The sequence below is a fragment of the Paracidovorax sp. genome, assembly GCF_057642795.1.
In genome coordinates, this window is record NZ_JBXYZY010000027.1 from 306856 (window position 1) to 323130 (window position 16275).

16 protein-coding genes are annotated in these 16275 nt (G+C 67.6%); 9 read left to right on the plus strand and 7 right to left on the minus strand.

What is annotated here, in order from left to right; translation table 11 throughout:
- Positions 1–142: 142 nt before the first annotated feature.
- The 3 genes from ccsB to AC3A84_RS10755 form a co-directional block, all read right to left on the minus strand.
- On the minus strand, positions 143–1507 hold the full coding sequence (gene ccsB, locus AC3A84_RS10745) for a c-type cytochrome biogenesis protein CcsB (RefSeq protein ID WP_487969612.1): 1365 nt from the start codon (positions 1505–1507) through the stop codon (positions 143–145).
- Complete coding sequence (locus tag AC3A84_RS10750; protein WP_487969613.1) at positions 1504–3654, minus strand: cytochrome c biogenesis protein ResB; 2151 nt, start codon at positions 3652–3654, stop codon at positions 1504–1506. Before AC3A84_RS10750 ends, ccsB begins: the two co-directional genes overlap by 4 nt.
- Positions 3655–3811: 157 nt before the next feature.
- Positions 3812–4444: a c-type cytochrome gene (locus AC3A84_RS10755; RefSeq protein ID WP_487969614.1), complete on the minus strand. Its 633-nt coding sequence runs from the start codon at positions 4442–4444 to the stop codon at positions 3812–3814.
- A 92-nt stretch (positions 4445–4536) separates the two neighbouring features.
- Between AC3A84_RS10755 and yihA the strand changes: the two genes are divergently transcribed.
- Positions 4537–5292, plus strand: a complete 756-nt coding sequence (yihA, locus tag AC3A84_RS10760) for a ribosome biogenesis GTP-binding protein YihA/YsxC (protein ID WP_487969615.1) — start codon at positions 4537–4539, stop codon at positions 5290–5292.
- A gap of 52 nt (positions 5293–5344) precedes the next feature.
- Positions 5345–6277: an alpha/beta fold hydrolase gene (locus AC3A84_RS10765; protein ID WP_487969616.1), complete on the plus strand. Its 933-nt coding sequence runs from the start codon at positions 5345–5347 to the stop codon at positions 6275–6277.
- Between the two features lie 47 nt (positions 6278–6324).
- Here the strand turns inward: AC3A84_RS10765 and AC3A84_RS10770 are convergent, their stop codons facing one another.
- Together AC3A84_RS10770 and AC3A84_RS10775 are read right to left on the minus strand one after the other, a co-directional pair.
- A complete protein-coding gene (locus AC3A84_RS10770) occupies positions 6325–7194 on the minus strand; it encodes a lysophospholipid acyltransferase family protein (RefSeq protein WP_487969617.1) in 870 nt (289 codons plus the stop codon).
- The gene (locus AC3A84_RS10775) at positions 7191–8081 is read right to left on the minus strand and encodes a lysophospholipid acyltransferase family protein (protein ID WP_487969618.1); all 891 of its coding nucleotides are present in this window, start codon (positions 8079–8081) and stop codon (positions 7191–7193) included. Before AC3A84_RS10775 ends, AC3A84_RS10770 begins: the two co-directional genes overlap by 4 nt.
- Before the next feature lie 133 nt (positions 8082–8214).
- Between AC3A84_RS10775 and metK the strand changes: the two genes are divergently transcribed.
- The 5 genes from metK to AC3A84_RS10800 all read left to right on the plus strand — a co-directional run bounded on the left by metK (position 8215) and on the right by AC3A84_RS10800 (position 13275).
- Positions 8215–9396, plus strand: coding sequence for a methionine adenosyltransferase (metK, locus tag AC3A84_RS10780; RefSeq protein ID WP_487969619.1), 1182 nt, complete (start codon positions 8215–8217; stop codon positions 9394–9396).
- Between the two features lie 275 nt (positions 9397–9671).
- Positions 9672–9857 carry a DUF1328 domain-containing protein gene (locus AC3A84_RS10785; protein WP_487969620.1) on the plus strand — a complete coding sequence of 62 codons (186 nt, stop codon included), beginning with the start codon at positions 9672–9674 and terminating at the stop codon, positions 9855–9857.
- A gap of 101 nt (positions 9858–9958) precedes the next feature.
- Entirely contained in the window at positions 9959–10822 is an 864-nt protein-coding gene (locus AC3A84_RS10790) for a cysteine hydrolase family protein (RefSeq protein WP_487969621.1), read from the plus strand.
- 235 nt (positions 10823–11057) lie between these two features.
- Positions 11058–12101: a bifunctional nicotinamide-nucleotide adenylyltransferase/Nudix hydroxylase gene (locus AC3A84_RS10795; RefSeq protein ID WP_487969622.1), complete on the plus strand. Its 1044-nt coding sequence runs from the start codon at positions 11058–11060 to the stop codon at positions 12099–12101.
- A gap of 157 nt (positions 12102–12258) precedes the next feature.
- Positions 12259–13275 (plus strand): Bug family tripartite tricarboxylate transporter substrate binding protein, encoded by a 1017-nt coding sequence (locus AC3A84_RS10800; protein WP_487969623.1) that lies wholly within the window; start codon positions 12259–12261, stop codon positions 13273–13275.
- Between the two features lie 128 nt (positions 13276–13403).
- Here AC3A84_RS10800 and AC3A84_RS10805 read toward each other — a convergent pair whose 3' ends face one another.
- Positions 13404–13814, minus strand: a complete 411-nt coding sequence (locus AC3A84_RS10805) for a hypothetical protein (RefSeq protein ID WP_487969624.1) — start codon at positions 13812–13814, stop codon at positions 13404–13406.
- Between the two features lie 161 nt (positions 13815–13975).
- Here AC3A84_RS10805 and AC3A84_RS10810 point away from each other — a divergent pair, with 161 nt between their 5' ends.
- Positions 13976–14266 carry a co-chaperone GroES gene (locus AC3A84_RS10810; RefSeq protein ID WP_056660833.1) on the plus strand — a complete coding sequence of 97 codons (291 nt, stop codon included), beginning with the start codon at positions 13976–13978 and terminating at the stop codon, positions 14264–14266.
- Between the two features lie 99 nt (positions 14267–14365).
- Entirely contained in the window at positions 14366–16015 is a 1650-nt protein-coding gene (gene groL, locus AC3A84_RS10815) for a chaperonin GroEL (protein WP_092940477.1), read from the plus strand.
- Between the two features lie 18 nt (positions 16016–16033).
- Here the strand turns inward: groL and AC3A84_RS10820 are convergent, their stop codons facing one another.
- A complete protein-coding gene (locus AC3A84_RS10820; RefSeq protein ID WP_487969625.1) occupies positions 16034–16243 on the minus strand; it encodes a hypothetical protein in 210 nt (69 codons plus the stop codon).
- Positions 16244–16275 lie beyond the last annotated feature (32 nt).

The following is a 16275-nucleotide window of genomic DNA, read 5'->3' on the forward strand; positions in this document are numbered from 1 at the left end:
GCAGCGGTGGCCGGAAGCAGCCAATCTACCCGCAAGTGGAAAACGCTGCTGCGTGACGGGTCTGCAAAGGCGTCGGTCTTGCTTGTACGCAGGCGCAGCGCCAGCGGATCATTCCGCTCCCCCCGGTTGCCGCGGTACGGCGCTACAGCGTGCCGTAGCTGTGCAGGCCGCTCAGAAACATGTTCACCCCCAGGAAGGCGAAGGACGTCACCGCCAGCCCCACCAGCGCCCACCAGGCCGACACCGTGCCGCGCAGGCCCTTCATCAGGCGCATGTGCAGCCAGGCGGCGTAGTTGAGCCAGACGATCAGCGCCCAGGTCTCCTTCGGGTCCCAGCTCCAGTAGCCGCCCCAGGCCTCAGCCGCCCACAGCGCGCCCAGCACGGTGGCGATGGTGAAGAAGGCGAAGCCCACGGCGATGGCCTTGTACATCATGTCGTCCAGCACCTCGAAGGCCGGCAGCCGCGCCGCGATGTGGCGGCGCCCGAGCAGGATGCCACCCACGATGAGCGCGGAGATGCCGAAATACACCATCCAGTAGGCGCCACCACTGCCATCCGCCCCGCCCTTGCGGAACACGATGGGCTCGAAGCACAGCACCACGCCCAGCAGCCAGAGGGGTGTGAGCTTCCACCAGCGCGTCTCACCGGCCTGTTGCTTGATCAGATAGGCAAAAGCCACCATGGCCGACAGAGCGAAAGTGCCGTAGCCGATGAAGTTGGCCGGCACATGCAGCTTCATCCACCAGCTTTTCAGGGCCGGCACCAGGGGCTGGATTTCGTGCGCCTCGCGCACCACCGTGTACCAGAGCAGAAAGCCCACAGCGGCGCTCACCACCAGCATGACGAAGCCGCCCAGGGCGCGGGTCTTGTACTGCGCCTCGTAGTAGAGGTAGAAAGCCGCCGTCATCCAGCAAAAGAGCACGAAGACTTCATAGAGGTTGCTCACCGGGATATGGCCGATGTCAGGCGCGATCTGGTAGCTCTCGTACCAGCGCACCATGGTGCCGACCAGCGCCATGGCGATCGCCACCCACGCCACGCCCGAGCCGATGCGCATCAGCGCCTGGCCCTCGCCCCGCGAGAAGAGGCCGATCCAGTAGAACACCGTGCTCATGAAGAAGAGCAGGCTCATCCAGAGGATGGCGGACTGGCTCGACAGGAAGAACTTCAGCAGAAAGACCGTGTCCGCGCGGGACAGGTCGCCCCCTGCACCGCCCTGGTAGAGCTGGATGGCCAGCAGCGAACAAGCCGCCACCACCAGCGCCAGCACGCGCAGCGGCCGCCAGAACCAGCACAGCCAGATGGCACAGGGCACGGCGCCGATCAACACGCCCTTGTCGTAGCCGTCCATGGCGCTGCCGTAGCGCTGCAGCACGTAGAACGCGCCCACAGCGACGAGGGCGGCAAACAGCCAGTCGAACAGCGAGCGGCGCGCGAAGAAGCCTTCGTTCAGGCTGATCGTCGTCGTCGTCGTCGTCGTGGTCGTCGTGGTGGTGGCGGTATTCATGTCGTGGTGCCTCCATGGGGTTCCGTGCCGATCAGCTTGCGGGCCAGCTCGCCGAACTCGCGGTCGCCGTCGAGCGTCTTGCGGTTGGTCGATAGCGCCAGATTCGCATGGGCCGCGCCCTCGCCCTGCGGCGTGATCCAGATCCAGAGCCGCCGGTCGCGCACGTACAGCATGGCGAACACGCCCAGGATGAGCAGCGCGCAGCCCAGATAGACCACATTCTTGCCCGGCGCACGCGCCACCTGGAAGACGCTGGCCTGCACCTGGTGGAAGTCCTTGAGCTCGAAGGCCACCGGCGCCGGGTACAGCTGCGCGTCGCTCAGCGACAGCACAGCCTGCGTCATGAAGGCCTGGGTCTTATCGCTCTGCTGCAGCGGCGGCTGGCCGGCGCGCTCGCGGGTCAGCTGGGCCAGCTCGAACAGCGTGCCGTTGAGGATGCGCACCAGCACCTCGCCGGCCCGGGCACGCTCGGCCTCTGGCACATTGGCTTCCATGAAGTCGGAGATGGCCTGCAGCCCGCCCGTGCGGGGGTGGCCTTCCTTGTCGGACAGGGCACCGGCGAAGAGCGCCAGCGCGCGCCCGGCGGACTGCGCCAGCTGCTGCGCGAGATCGGGCCGCGAGGCATCGACCGCCATGGCCACATAGCGCTTCACGGCCTGCTCGCGCAGTGCCGGATCGGCCAGGGCGAGGCGCATGCGCAGAAAGCCGTCCATGCTGCCCTGGTCGTCGGCCGGCACGCGCAGGTAGCGGAAGGGCTCGGCCGGCGTCTCGCGCACGCCCAGCAGATAGACGGGCTGACCGTCGCCCGTGTCCACCGGCAGCATGAAATTCTGGAACTCGCGCGCCTGGCCGGCCGCATCGCGCAGCTTGTAGGTAATGTTGGGCCCCACGTTGCGCAGGTCCCGATGGGTGACCGTCTTGTTGCCCGCGCCCAGGCGCGCCTCGATGGAATCGCGCAGATCGACGCGGCGCACGTCCACCGCCGAGCCGCTGGCGCCCGAGCCCGCGCCGCTGAAGTTCTCGACGTTGAGCACGCGCAGCGATGCGTATTCGAGCGTGGCCGGCTGACCGCCCAGGGTCGCATCCGCCAGTGGCGTACTGCTGCCGATCGTCCCCTGCACCTCGAAAGGCTGCACGCCGGCCACCAGCGGACGCGCGCGCAGCGTGACCCGCGAGCCACCGTCGTCAAAGCTCGATTGATAGATCTCGATGCCCCGGTAGCTGGCCGGGTGGTTCACCTCCACCCGCGCGGGCGTGGCCTCGCCCGTCACCTTGTCGTGGATGACGATATCGCTCGCAAAGAGCTTGGGCATGCCGGTGGAGTAGTAATCGACGACGAACTTCTTCAGCTCGATGGCGAACGGCAACTCCTGCAGCAGCACGCCGTCGGACTGGCTCAGGATGGCGGTGCTGGACTGCGTACCCTCTGCCACCAGCAGGTTGCCGCGGAAGGTCGGGTTGCGCTCCGAGAGGCGGTGTTCGGGTTTGACGTCCGAGATCAGCCCGCCGCCCGAGTAGGGTGTCTTGCCGCCCAGCCACATCTGGGCACGCACCACCAGATCGCCGTCCAGCAGGCCGCCCAGGCAGATCAGCACGATCGCGCTGTGCGCGGCGATGTAGCCGATCTTGTTGGCCGCGCCGGCCTTGGCCGCCACCATCCAGCCGCGCTCGCCACGCTGCTGCAGCTTGACCTTCCAGCCACCGGAAGCCAGCAACGCGCCCAGGCGCCGGGCCGCGGCCTCGGGCGGCTCGGGCAGGTCACCCTCGGCCCGGTGCGCGAAGGCCTTCAGGCTCTGCTCGCGGATGTCTTCCTTGTGCGTGCGCAGGTCGGCCAGGTAGCGCGGCGCGTTGCGGGCCACGCAGAGCGAAGTGCTCACCACCAGGAAGGCCAGGATCAGCAGGAACCACCAGGCGCTATAGACGGCGTTGAGCTTGAGCGCCAGGAACAGCTCGGCCCAGAACGGCCCGAACTGGTTGACGTAGTTGGCAGCCGGCTCGTGCTGCTTCATCACCGTGCCGATGACCGAGGCGATGCAGATCACCGTCAGCAGCGCGATGGCGAAGCGCATGGACGACAGCAGCTCGGTCACCGCGCGCAGCGCCTGCGAGCGGGAATGAAGGCGGATGCCGTGGGTGGTTTCAGACATGGGCAGGCAGCGAAGGCGGGAAGCTGCCGTGGTGGCGGCGCCCCAATGAAAAGGGCGGGCCATCTGCGCAGATCAGATGGCCCGCCCGTCTTGGGTGGTGATTATGGTCGGGAGGTTCCCGAACCGCAGCGCGATTAACCCTGAAGCTTGACGCCGGTCAACGCAGGCCCGCAATGTAATCGGCCACGGCCTTGATCTCGCGGTCGTTCATCTTGGCAGCGACCTGCGACATGGGCAGGCTGTTGCCGCGCTTGCCGTCGCGGAAGCTGGTCAGCTGCTGGACGGTGTAGTCCGAATGCTGGCCCGACAGGCGCGGGTATTGCGCCGGGATGCCGGCGCCATTGGGGCTATGGCAGCCCGCGCAGGCGGCAATGTTGCGGTCGGCGATGCCGCCGCGGTAGATGCGCTCGCCCAGGGCCACCAGGTCCTTGTCCTTGGCGAAGCCGGGCTTGGCGGGCTTGGTTGCCAGCCAGGCGGACACATTGCGCATGTCGTCGTCAGACAGCAGGGAGGCCATGCCCTGCATCACGGGGTTGGCCCGCTTGCCGGACTTGAACTCCTGCAGCTGCTTGACGAGATACTCGGGGTGCTGCTGCGCGAGCTTGGGATTGGCGGCGATGGTGGAGTTGCCATCGGCAGCGTGGCAGGCCACGCACACAGCCGTATAGCTGGCCTCGCCCTTGACCAGATCGGGCTTGGCTGCAGGCTTTTGCACCTCGCCCGCAGCCTGGGCCGAAACGGCGGAAACTGCCATCGCGGCAGCCATCAGCAGGGGGACAAGCAACTTCATATCGAGGGTTTCTTCTTTGTGGTATTGGGGCGCGAAACCGCTCGATTCTACAATCGCCCCCCTTTGGGCCGTATCCCTTCAAACCCCGATTTATGACGACTACATCACATGCGCCAGTTGCTGGCAATCTCCCGCCCGCACCCGACGCCAAGGTCGCCATGGGCTGGATACACACGGCACGTTTTCTGACCACGGCGGCGCAGCTGCACCACCTGCCCGACATCACCGTGCCCGAGATCGCTTTCGTCGGCCGCTCCAACGCTGGCAAATCGACCTGCATCAACACGCTCACGCAGCAAAAGCAGCTGGCGTTCGCGTCCAAGAAGCCCGGCCGCACGCAGCACATCAACCTCTTCGCGCTGGGCAAGCAGGGCGTCACCGACGCGGTGCTGGCCGACCTGCCCGGCTACGGCTATGCGGCCGTCTCGCGCTCGGACAAGCAGCGCTGGCAGCAAGTGATGGTGAACTACCTGCGCTCGCGCCAGGGCCTCACGGGGATCGTCCTGCTGTGCGACCCGCGCCTGGGCCTGACCGAGCTGGACGAGGCCCTGCTCGAAGCCGTGCGTCCACGCGTCGAAGAGGGCCTGAAGTTCCTGGTGCTGCTGACCAAGGCCGACAAGCTCAACCGCGCCGAGCAGGCCAAGGTGCTGTCCATCACGCGACTGCAGGCCGGCGGCGGCGAAGTGAAGATGTTCTCCGCCCTGAAGAAGCAGGGCGTGGACGAGGTGGCCCAGTTGCTCTGGCAATGGTCGCATCCGGTGGGCGAGGCCGTCCCGGCTGAAGCTCCTGCCGACGGTGCCGCGGCAGGCGAGCCCTCCGACCCCATCGAACCTTACGAACCGAATTGAGCTGCAGCGCTTGATCCTCTTGCGCGAGCCGCTCTGGAAAGCGTAGCGCAGCATGACGATCGAGACCCTGGAGCACGCCCTGCCGCACGGCATCACCCTGCACTGCCGCGCGAGCGGCGCGCCGGGCCGGCCGGTGCTGCTCTTTTTGCACGGCTTTCCCGAAGGCGCCTTCATCTGGGACGGCCTGCTGGCGCATTTCTCGCAGCCCGCGCACGGCGGCTTTCGCTGCGTGGCACCCAGCCTGCGCGGCTTCGCGCCCTCCAGCAGCCCGGGCGCGCCCGAGGCCTACCGCGCCCGCCATCTGGTGCAGGACGTGACCGCCCTCATCGCCGCCGAATGCGGCCCGGACCAGCGGCTGGCCGCGCTCATCGCCCACGACTGGGGCGGCGCGGTGGCCTGGAACGTGGCCAACCAGCGGCCGGAACTGGTCGAACGCCTGCTGATCGTGAATTCGCCCCACCCCGGCGCCTTCGTGCGCGAGCTGCAGCAGAACCCCGCACAGCAGGCGGCCAGCGAATACATGCACTTCCTCTGCCGGCCCGATGCCGAGGCACTCTTGGCCGAGGACGACTTCCGGCGCCTCTTCGGCTTTTTCGATACGGGGGATGGCAGCGCACCCGGCTGGCTCACGCCCGCGCTGCGCGAGCAATACCGCGCCCAGTGGCGCCAGGGCCTGACGGGCCCTTGCAACTACTACCGCGCCAGCCCGCTGCGCCCACCCCATGCGGGCGAACCGGGCGCCGCCGCCGTGCAGCTGCCGCCCGAGATGCTGGGCGTGAGCGTGCCCACCCAGGTACTCTGGGGCATGAACGACCCGGCGCTGCTCCCCGGCCTGCTGGAGGGACTGCCCGAATGGGTGCCAGACCTGAGCGTGCAGCGGCTGCCGGCCGCATCGCACTGGGTGGTGCATGAACAGCCCGAAGCCGTGGCCGCCGCGCTGACCGGCCTGTTGGCGCGCTCCTCAGGGCGCCATCGCGCTACATAAACAATAGCACCACACCTTCCCAAATGGAGCGCTGCCGGGCATTTCGATCAATAGACCGACGGCTCGCCCTCAGGCCGCGTCTTGAAGCGGCGATGCACCCAGTAGTACTGGCTGGGCATGGTCATGATGGCCGCCTGCAGCTCGCGGTTCATGCGGGCCGTGTCGGCCACCGCATCGTCGGTGGGAAAGCGCTCCCACGCGGGCGTCAGTTCGGCCACGTAGCCCTCGGGCGTCATGCGGCTGTAGAGGGCCACGACCTTGGCCCGGCCCAGCCGGGCGAAGCGCGAAAGCGAGGGAATGGTCGCCACCTGCGGCACGGCGAAGAAGGGCACGAACACCGAATCGGTCGGGCCATAGTCCATGTCGGGCAGCAGGTAGAGCAGCCCGCCCTTGCGCAGGCACGAGATGATGGGCTTGACCCCGTCGGCGCGGTTGAGCATGCGCACGTTGCCGAAGCGCTGGCGCCCAGCCATGAACCAGGCGTCCTGCACCGGGTCCGGATGCGTGGCGAAGATGGAGGTGAACTCGCGCTGCGTGTTCAGCGGCAGCGCCAGACCGCCCGCATCCATGCTGTAGAAATGCGGCGCGAAGACGATGGTGGGCGTGTCGCCCTCCAGCTCGTGCAGCGCGCCGACGAGCTTCACGCGGCTGCGCACCAGCGCCTCGGAGCCGGCCCAGAGCCAGCCCCGGTCCAGGAAGGTCTGGCAGAACACCTCGAACGACTGGCGCGCCCAGGCGCGGCGCTGCGCGGCGGGCACGTCGGGAAAACACAGTTCCAGATTGCGCAGCGCCACCCGGCGGCGCGGCACGGCCAGCACGAACAGCATCCGCCCCAGCCACGCACCCAAGGCGCGCAGCGCGGGCAGCGGAAGGCGGCCCAGCAGGCCCAAGAGCCAGATGCCGGCACGCGCGATCATCGGCTCGCCTCCGCGGTGGCGGCGACCGCCGCCGGCCCGGCGGCGGCCTCGCCGCGCGGGTGCTTGTAGCGGGCATAGCCCCACAGATACTGCTGCGGGCACTGGCGGATGACGTGCTCCATCGCCTGGTTGATCTGCAACACGGCAGCGTCGAGTTCGGGGGCCAGGGGCACGGGCAAATCCTCCAGATACAAAACATAGCCACGGCCGCGCGGCTCGCGCTCGCAGCGCGCCAGCACCACGGCGGCGCCGGTCTGCTGCGCCAGCCGGGCGGCCAGGGTCATGGTGTAGGCCTCGCGGCCGAAGAAAGGCGACCAGACGCCCTGGCCTTGCGGCGGCACCTGGTCGGGCAGCAGGCCCACGGCCTCGCCGCGGCGCAACGCCTTGATCATCTGGCGAACGCCCTGCAGCGTAGTGGGCACGGCACTGATGCCGGGGCGGTTGCGCGCCGTCTGCATGATCTCGGCCAGCCAGGGCTGGCGCGCAGGCCGGTAGAGGATGGTGATGGGCCCGCGCTCGGCAGCCCAGCGCACGGCCGCGGCCTGCACCGACAGCTCGAAGCAGCCCAGGTGCGGCGTGAGAAAGACGATGCCACGCCCGCGCTCCCAGGCGCGCTCGACGCATTCGGCGTTGACCATCCGCACCGGCGGCGATCCGGCCTGCAGCCACAGGCGCGGCATCTCGGCCACCATGCGGCCCGCGTGGCCCACGGCAGCGGCCACGTCGGCAAAGGCATAGCCGGCGTGGCGGGCGTTGTCGATGAAGCGCCGGCGGTAGGCGGGCGAGCAGGCGAAGACCACCCAGCCGAGAGCGGCGCCGAGCGCATGCGACCAGCGCAAGGGCAGCGCCGCGAGACCATGAAAGAGGGAACGAAACAAGGATGGCACTAGAATGGCCCGGTCGCTGACTTAAATGAGCAACTTGCAGGGCGACGTTAAAAAATTCTGCTAAAGCGTTCGCCAAAGCTTCCGAGCTGAGGGCCAACGCCCAAAAAAGCTGCAAGTACCGGAGTTTATTCAAATGGCGAACGATTTCCTCTTCACATCCGAGTCCGTGTCCGAGGGCCATCCCGACAAAGTGGCCGATCAGATCTCGGATGCCATCCTCGATGCGATCTTCACGCAAGACCCCCTGAGCCGCGTGGCAGCCGAAACGCTGACCAATACCGGCCTGGTCGTCCTGGCTGGCGAGATCACCACCAACGCGCACGTCGATTACATCCAGGTGGCGCGCGACACCATCAAGCGCATCGGCTACGACAACACCGACTACGGCATCGACTACAAGGGCTGCGCCGTGCTGGTGGCCTACGACAAGCAGTCCAACGACATCGCCCAGGGCGTGGACCACGCCAGCGACGACCACCTGAACACCGGCGCCGGCGACCAGGGCCTGATGTTCGGCTACGCGTGCGACGAGACGCCCGAGCTGATGCCCGCGCCCATCTACTACGCGCACCGGCTGGTCGAACGCCAGGCCCAGCTGCGCAAGGACGGCCGCCTGCCCTTCCTGCGCCCCGACGCCAAGAGTCAGGTCACGATGCGCTACGTGGACGGCAAGCCCCACAGCATCGACACCGTGGTGCTCTCCACCCAGCACCATCCCGACCAGTCCGAGACGGCCACCAAGATGAAGGCCAGCTTCGTCGAGGCCGTGATCGAGGAGATCATCAAGCCCGTGCTGCCCAAGGAGTGGCTGCAGGACACGAAGTACCTCATCAACCCCACTGGCCGCTTCGTCATCGGCGGCCCGCAGGGCGACTGCGGCCTGACCGGCCGCAAGATCATCGTGGACACCTACGGCGGCGCCTGCCCGCACGGCGGCGGCGCCTTCAGCGGCAAGGACCCGACGAAGGTGGACCGCTCGGCCGCCTACGCCGCGCGCTACGTGGCCAAGAACATCGTCGCCGCAGGCCTGGCGCGCCAGTGCCAGATCCAGGTGAGCTACGCCATCGGCGTGGCCCGCCCGATCAACGTCACCGTCTATACCGAAGGCACGGGCGTGATCCCGGACGACAAGATCGCCGCGCTGGTGCAGGAGCACTTCGACCTGCGCCCCAAAGGCATCATCCAGATGCTGGACCTGCTGCGCCCCATCTACGAAAAAACCGCCGCCTACGGCCACTTCGGCCGCGAAGAACCCGAATTCACCTGGGAAAAAACGGACAAGGCCCAAGCGCTGCGCGCAGCGGCCGGGCTGTAAGGCCTGGCGCTGGGCCGGGCGCTAAGCCCGCGCGCTTGGGCACAAGCCAAGCCGTGGGCTTTGAGGCGGAGGTCCCATCGCGCACCGATGTGAACACCCGCCGTCAGCGCCTCGGGCCTCGCGGCCCTGCAATGACCGGCGGCGCCTAGCGTCCTCCCGCATCAGCGCCCTCCTACGCTCACCGCCCTCACCCACCGACGGGCCCCTCGCCTGGCAAGGGCTAAGGTACCTCCAGCGGCATGACTTTCCATGCCACCCATTCAAGGAGGCCCAACATGCTCAAGTTCGCCATCATCTTTGCCCTGATCTCGCTGGTCGCCGGCGCCATGGGCTTCACCGGCGTTGCCGCAGGCGCTGCCGGCATCGCCAAGATCCTGTTCGTGCTTTTCCTGGTGCTGGCCGTCATCTTCGTGGTGCTGGCAGTACTTGGCGTGGGCGCCGCCCGCAAGGTACTGAAGTAAGCGGGTTGGCGGGCCCAGCGGGTCCTTGGCAGGGCCCGCTGACGTGCCATCATGCGCCGAGGCCCTGAACGGGCCTGACCATGATCCGAGGAGCCCGTCCCATGTCCCGCTCGATCCAGTTGCTCGTTATCGACCCGCAGAACGATTTCTGCGACCTGCCTGCCCATTGGCATGGCCACGATCCCCTGGCCGATGCCGCCATCGCGCCGTCGCTGCCCGTCGCCGGCGCGCATGCCGACCTGCAGCGGCTGGCCGGCTGGCTGAGCCGAGAGGGCTCCCGCCTCGACGAGGTAACGATCACGCTCGATTCGCACCAGCGATACGACGTTGCGCACCCGGGCTTCTGGCGTGCCGACGGGGGTGGCGAGATCGCCCCTTTCACCCCCATCACCGCCGCACAGGTTCGGTCCGGTGAGTTCGCTCCGCGCGATGCCGCAGCGCTGCCCCGGGTGCTGGCCTATCTGGATGCGCTGGAAGCGCTCGGCCGCTACACGCTGGTGGTCTGGCCGGTGCATTGCGAAGTGGGAAGCTGGGGGCACGGCGTGCATGCCGGCCTGCTGGCCGCCTGCGCTGCCTGGCAAGCCGAGCGCGGCCGCGCCGTGTGCAACGTCTTCAAAGGAATGAACCCTTGGACCGAGCACTACAGCGCCATCCAGGCCGAGGTGCCGGACGCCGCCGACCCACACACCGCGCTCAATACCCGGCTGCTGGACGCGGTGGGCAAGGCCGACCTGCTGATCGTGGCAGGAGAGGCCGGCAGTCACTGCGTGCGCGCCACCACCGAGCACCTGTTGCAGTACCTGCCGCAAACCCACCCGCGCTGGCAGCCCCGGCAGTTGCTGCTGCTGACCGACTGCATGAGCCCGGTGCCGGGTTTCGAGACGCAGCAGGAAGACTTCCTTGCCGCCATGCGTGCGCAGGGCGTTCAACTGGCGACGACAGCCGACATTCACCTGAACGACTGACGGCTTGAACCACCAGCGATCGCTGACCACCCGCCGCAACCGCCGAAGCTCAGCGATCACCGGCCGAGCAGCGCGCGGTACGGCACAACCCCGCTGGCATTTACGTCAAAATGCCCTGCAGCGCAGGTATTGCAAGCGCATGCCGCTCACTTTTTCATAGAGACTTCCCCTCCCAACTCTGCGCGCCGGCCAGTCTGCCAGGGCTCCAGCACGCAACCGCCTTTCCCCTTCGCGCATGTACGACACCGCCATCTTCATCGGCCGTTTCGAGCCCGTCCACCACGGCCACCTGGCGCTGCTGCGGCAGGCGCTGGAAAGGGCCCCGCAGGCCATCGTCATCATGGGATCGGCATGGCAGGCGCGCTCGCCCAAGAACCCTTTCGCGTGGACCGAACGCCAGGCCATGCTGCTGGACGCGCTGCCCGCCCCCGAACGCGCCCGCGTCACCGTGCTGCCGGTGCGCGACCACTACAACGAAGCGCGCTGGGTCGCCGCCGTGCGGCAGGCCGTGGCGCAGCACACCGCGCCCAGCGCGCGCATCGGGCTCGTGGGCCATTTCAAGGACGCCAGCAGCAGCTATCTGCGCGCCTTTCCCGGCTGGCAGCTGATCTCCGCCGAGCGCCAGGGCAGCATCGACGCCACCGCCATCCGCGACGCCTACTTCGGCGCCACCGATGCGCAGGACGTGCCCCGGGCGCTGCAGCCGCTGGCCGGGCAGATGCCCACCAGCACGCTGGACTTCCTGCAGCGCTTCGCCGCAGAACCCGCCTACGCCGCACTGCAGCAGGAATGGCGCATGCTGCGCGACTACCGCGCCGCCTGGGCCGCAGCACCCTACCCGCCCGTCTTCGTCACCGTCGATGCCGTGCTGCGCTGCCAGGACCAGGTGCTGCTCATCCGCCGCGCCCACGCGCCCGGCAAGGGCCAGCTGGCCGTGCCCGGCGGCTTCCTCGAACAGCGCGAAACCGTCTGGCAATCGTGCCTGCGCGAGCTGCAGGAAGAAACCCACTGCGCACTGCCCGAAGAGCGCATGCGCGCCGCGCTGCGCGAGGCCACTGTGTTCGACCACCCCGACCGCAGCCAGCGCGGCCGCACCATCACCCACGCGCACTACTTCGACCTGGGCGCCGACGCCTTCCCCGCCGTGCGTGCCGACGACGACGCGGCCGAAGTGCTGTGGATGCCCATCGAGCGGCTCGCCGGGCTGGAAGACGCCTTCTTCGAGGACCATTTCCACATGCTCGACCACTTCCTGGACATCACGGGCCAGAGCGCCTGAAACACCTGAAGCACCTGCATCGGGGGTTTACGCCAATGCCTCCATTGGCATCGTTGAGCCCTCAAAAGTGATTGGATCGTTATCGCTCGTCTTCCTACACTGCGCCGCACCCGCCCCCACCGGATGCCGGGACCACAACGAGGAGGAGACGAGAGACATGCACCACCGATCAGCATCCACCACCCGCCGGGCCCTGCTCGGCACCGCTGCGGCCGCCACGGCCTCCGGCCTGCTGGCGCCGCTGCCCGGCTTCGCGCAGGCGAACGCCAACGCCTGGCCCGCAAGGCCCGTCTCGCTGGTCGTGGGCTACCCGCCCGGCGGGCTGACCGATGTGGGCGCACGCGCCATCAGCCGCGGCCTGGCCCAGTCGCTGGGCCAGCCCTTCACGGTCGAGAACAAGCCCGGCGCCTCAGGCAACATCGCGGCCGCCGAGGTCCACCGCGCAGCGCCCGACGGCTACCGCCTGCTGGTGGCCAACACCAGCCTCACGATCAACCCGCACACCTACGACTCGCCTTCGCCCCACCCGAACGACTTCACGCCCATCGGGCTGATCCTCGAATCGCAGCTGGTGCTGTGCGTTCACCCCTCCTCGCCCGCGAAGGATCTGGCGGGCTTCGCCGCCTGGGTCCGGCAGGGCGCGGCCTCCGGCGGCTTCAGCTATGCCTCGGCGGGCAGCGGGGGCAACACGCATCTGGCCATGGAATACCTGCGCGAACGCGCCGGCCTGCCGGCCATGACGCAGATCCCCTACAAGGGCAGCGCGCCCGCCATCCAGGACCTGGTGGGCAACCAGGTGCCCTGCCTGATCGACGCGGCCTCGCTGCTGCTGCCCTTCATCCAGGGCGGCAAGCTGCGGCCGATTCTGGTGACCGGCGTCACGCGGCTGCCCGCGCTGCCGCAGGTACCCACGGCGCAGGAACTGGGCCTCAAGAACTTCGACGTGACCGTCTTCGTGGGCCTCTGGGGCCCGCCCCGGCTGCCCGCCGACATCGCACGCCGCACCAACGCCGCCCTGGCCACGGCACTGGCCGATCCGGCCGTAGCCGGCCCTATCGCCAAGAACGGCGATCTGGTGGGCGGCGGCGGGCCCGAGCGCCTGGCCGCGCTGACGCGGGACAGCTATCAGCTCTGGGGTGATATCGCGCGGCGCAACGGCATCAAGGCAGGCTGACGCGAGGCCGCACGCCCCATGAAGGAGACACCCGGCCGCGGAGGGCCGGGCCGCATGCTTTCACACGCGGACTGCGGGAACCTGCCGCCCTCTGCTCGCCCCCACCCAGTGCGAAAGCAGGCCCCGGGTCACCACGCGCAGGCGGGTGGCGACGGGAAGGCCCTCGTCGTATCCGGCGGCCCGGGCCGGCGAAGTCGCTCTTGGAGGCGCCGCTTGCGGATGCCGCCGGCATCGCCGCGAGAGAAGACCGCCCCCAGCGAGAGGCCCTGGTCGGAGGCGACCATCTGCCGATCGACGTATTCACCACCGCCGCGGCGCATACCGCCAGAGGCCACGAGCAGCCGCCCGCAGCCCTTGGCCTGCATGCGGTTGGCCCTGCACACGACGACGCAGCTGGATGGATGGATCGAGGAAGGGATCAGGATGCGCAGCAGGTTCGACGCGGGCGGCAGCTGGTAGGTGTGTATCGCGCAGGAGGGCTGATCAGCCCCGATCCCGGCTTGCGAACGGCGACGAGCGCTTACACACCAGTCACCCATTCGTCGCACCCCATCTTGAAAATAGGACGAATGCCCGTATCATTAGCACTCGATGCCGGCGAGTGCTAACAACACACTCCGGCTGCCATCCCGGGCACCGGCCCCGAGCCGGTGTCCTCTTGTTGAGACCGCAGTCCTTTTTTGAACCAGGAGAGATGCAAATGAATCTTCGCCCCCTGCACGATCGCGTGATCGTCAAGCGCATTGAAAGCGAAACCACGACCGCCTCCGGCATCGTGATCCCCGACAACGCTGCCGAAAAGCCCGATCAAGGCGAAGTCCTGGCCGTGGGCCCCGGCAAGAAGAACGACAAGGGCGAAGTCGTCGCCCTGAACGTGAAGGTCGGTGACCGCGTTCTGTTCGGCAAGTACTCGGGCCAGACCGTCAAGGTCCACGGCGACGAGCTGCTGGTGATGAAGGAAGACGACCTGTTCGCAGTCGTCGAGAAGTAATCCTTCTCCCGCACCGCAAACACTCATATTTCCATAGCTGCTCGCGGTTGATACACAAGCGCCAGCAGCCGTTTTGAACCCAATTTTGAGGAGCCAAACATGGCAGCAAAAGACGTAGTTTTCGGCGGCGAAGCCCGCGCCCGCATGGTTGAAGGCGTGAACGTTCTGGCCAACGCGGTCAAGGTCACCCTGGGCCCCAAGGGCCGTAACGTGGTGCTCGAGCGCTCCTTCGGCGCCCCCACCGTGACCAAGGACGGCGTGTCCGTGGCCAAGGAAATCGAACTCAAGGACAAGCTGCAGAACATGGGCGCCCAGCTCGTGAAGGAAGTGGCCTCCAAGACCAACGACATCGCCGGTGACGGCACGACCACCGCCACCGTGCTGGCCCAAGCCATCGTGCGCGAAGGCTCCAAGTACGTGGCCGCCGGCCTGAACCCGATGGACCTGAAGCGCGGCATCGACAAGGCTGTCGTCGCCCTGGTGGAAGAGCTGAAGAAGGCTTCCAAGGCCACGACCACCTCCAAGGAAATCGCCCAAGTGGGTTCGATCTCCGCCAACTCCGACGAATCCGTGGGCAAGATCATTGCCGACGCGATGGACAAGGTCGGCAAGGAAGGCGTGATCACCGTTGAAGACGGCAAGAGCCTGGACAACGAGCTGGACGTCGTGGAAGGCATGCAGTTCGACCGCGGCTACCTGTCGCCCTACTTCATCAACAACCCCGAAAAGCAAGCCGCAATTCTGGACAACCCCTTCGTGCTGCTGTTCGACAAGAAGATCAGCAACATCCGTGACCTGCTGCCCACGCTGGAGCAAGTCGCCAAGGCTGGCCGTCCGCTGCTGATCATCGCAGAAGAAGTCGAAGGCGAAGCCCTGGCAACGCTGGTGGTCAACACCATCCGCGGCATCCTGAAGGTCGTGGCCGTCAAGGCGCCTGGCTTCGGCGACCGCCGCAAGGCCATGCTGGAAGACATCGCCATCCTGACGGGCGGCAAGGTCATCGCGGAAGAAGTGGGCCTCACGCTCGAGAAGGTCACGCTGGCCGACCTGGGCCAAGCCAAGACCATCGAAGTGGGCAAGGAAAACACGATCATCATCGACGGCGCCGGCGCCGCTGGTGACATCGAAGCCCGCGTCAAGCAGATCCGCATCCAGATCGAAGAAGCCACCAGCGACTACGACCGCGAAAAGCTGCAAGAGCGCGTGGCCAAGCTGGCCGGCGGCGTGGCCGTCATCAAGGTCGGTGCTGCCACCGAAGTCGAGATGAAGGAAAAGAAGGCCCGCGTGGAAGACGCCCTGCACGCTACCCGCGCTGCCGTGGAAGAAGGCATCGTGGCCGGTGGCGGCGTGGCGCTGCTGCGTGCCAAGCAAGCCGTGGGCGACAAGGTCAAGGGTGACAACGTCGATCAGGAAGCCGGCATCAAGCTGGTGCTCAAGGCCGTCGAAGCGCCCCTGCGCGAGATCGTCTACAACGCCGGCGGCGAGCCCTCGGTGGTCGTGAACAAGGTGCTGGAAGGTTCCGGCAACTTCGGCTTCAACGCCGCCAACGACACCTACGGCGACATGCTCGAGCTGGGCATCCTGGACCCCACGAAGGTCACCCGCACCGCTCTGCAGAACGCCGCTTCCGTGGCCTCGCTGCTGCTGACGACCGAAGCCATGGTCGCCGAAGCACCGAAGGACGACGCTCCTGCCGGTGGCATGCCCGACATGGGCGGCATGGGTGGCATGGGCGGCATGGGCATGTAATGCCCGGCTGAGCCTCGCTCACCACGACGAAAGGGCCGCGAAAGCGGCCCTTTTTTCTTGGGTATGCCCGTTCGTGTCGTTCGTGTCGTTCAGCCGGCGGCCAGCATCCCCGCCGTGATTGACCAGGCCGGCGAAGTCCACCGCCCCAGCGCCGTGCATCGGATCAAGGCAGCCGTCGCCGCACGGGACCGCTGCGTCGAGCACGCCCGCAAAGACGACAGCCCGCATGCAGCGGGCTTTCGGCCTGAGGATCGACGAAA

Bases quoted from the DNA above. Each gene is read 5' to 3' on its own strand.
- groL (WP_092940477.1), top strand. From the start codon at position 14,366: ATGGCAGCAAAAGACGTAGTTTTCGGCGGCGAAGCCCGCGCCCGCATG.
- AC3A84_RS10765 (WP_487969616.1), top strand. From the start codon at position 5,345: ATGACGATCGAGACCCTGGAGCACGCCCTGCCGCACGGCATCACCCTG.
- ccsB (WP_487969612.1), bottom strand. From the start codon at position 1,507: ATGAATACCGCCACCACCACGACGACCACGACGACGACGACGACGACG.
- AC3A84_RS10820 (WP_487969625.1), bottom strand. From the start codon at position 16,243: ATGCGGGCTGTCGTCTTTGCGGGCGTGCTCGACGCAGCGGTCCCGTGC.
- yihA (WP_487969615.1), top strand. From the start codon at position 4,537: ATGACGACTACATCACATGCGCCAGTTGCTGGCAATCTCCCGCCCGCA.
- metK (WP_487969619.1), top strand. From the start codon at position 8,215: ATGGCGAACGATTTCCTCTTCACATCCGAGTCCGTGTCCGAGGGCCAT.
- AC3A84_RS10750 (WP_487969613.1), bottom strand. From the start codon at position 3,654: ATGTCTGAAACCACCCACGGCATCCGCCTTCATTCCCGCTCGCAGGCG.
- AC3A84_RS10755 (WP_487969614.1), bottom strand. From the start codon at position 4,444: ATGAAGTTGCTTGTCCCCCTGCTGATGGCTGCCGCGATGGCAGTTTCC.
- AC3A84_RS10800 (WP_487969623.1), top strand. From the start codon at position 12,259: ATGCACCACCGATCAGCATCCACCACCCGCCGGGCCCTGCTCGGCACC.
- AC3A84_RS10785 (WP_487969620.1), top strand. From the start codon at position 9,672: ATGCTCAAGTTCGCCATCATCTTTGCCCTGATCTCGCTGGTCGCCGGC.
- AC3A84_RS10805 (WP_487969624.1), bottom strand. From the start codon at position 13,814: ATGGGTGACTGGTGTGTAAGCGCTCGTCGCCGTTCGCAAGCCGGGATC.
- AC3A84_RS10810 (WP_056660833.1), top strand. From the start codon at position 13,976: ATGAATCTTCGCCCCCTGCACGATCGCGTGATCGTCAAGCGCATTGAA.
- AC3A84_RS10795 (WP_487969622.1), top strand. From the start codon at position 11,058: ATGTACGACACCGCCATCTTCATCGGCCGTTTCGAGCCCGTCCACCAC.
- AC3A84_RS10770 (WP_487969617.1), bottom strand. From the start codon at position 7,194: ATGATCGCGCGTGCCGGCATCTGGCTCTTGGGCCTGCTGGGCCGCCTT.
- AC3A84_RS10790 (WP_487969621.1), top strand. From the start codon at position 9,959: ATGTCCCGCTCGATCCAGTTGCTCGTTATCGACCCGCAGAACGATTTC.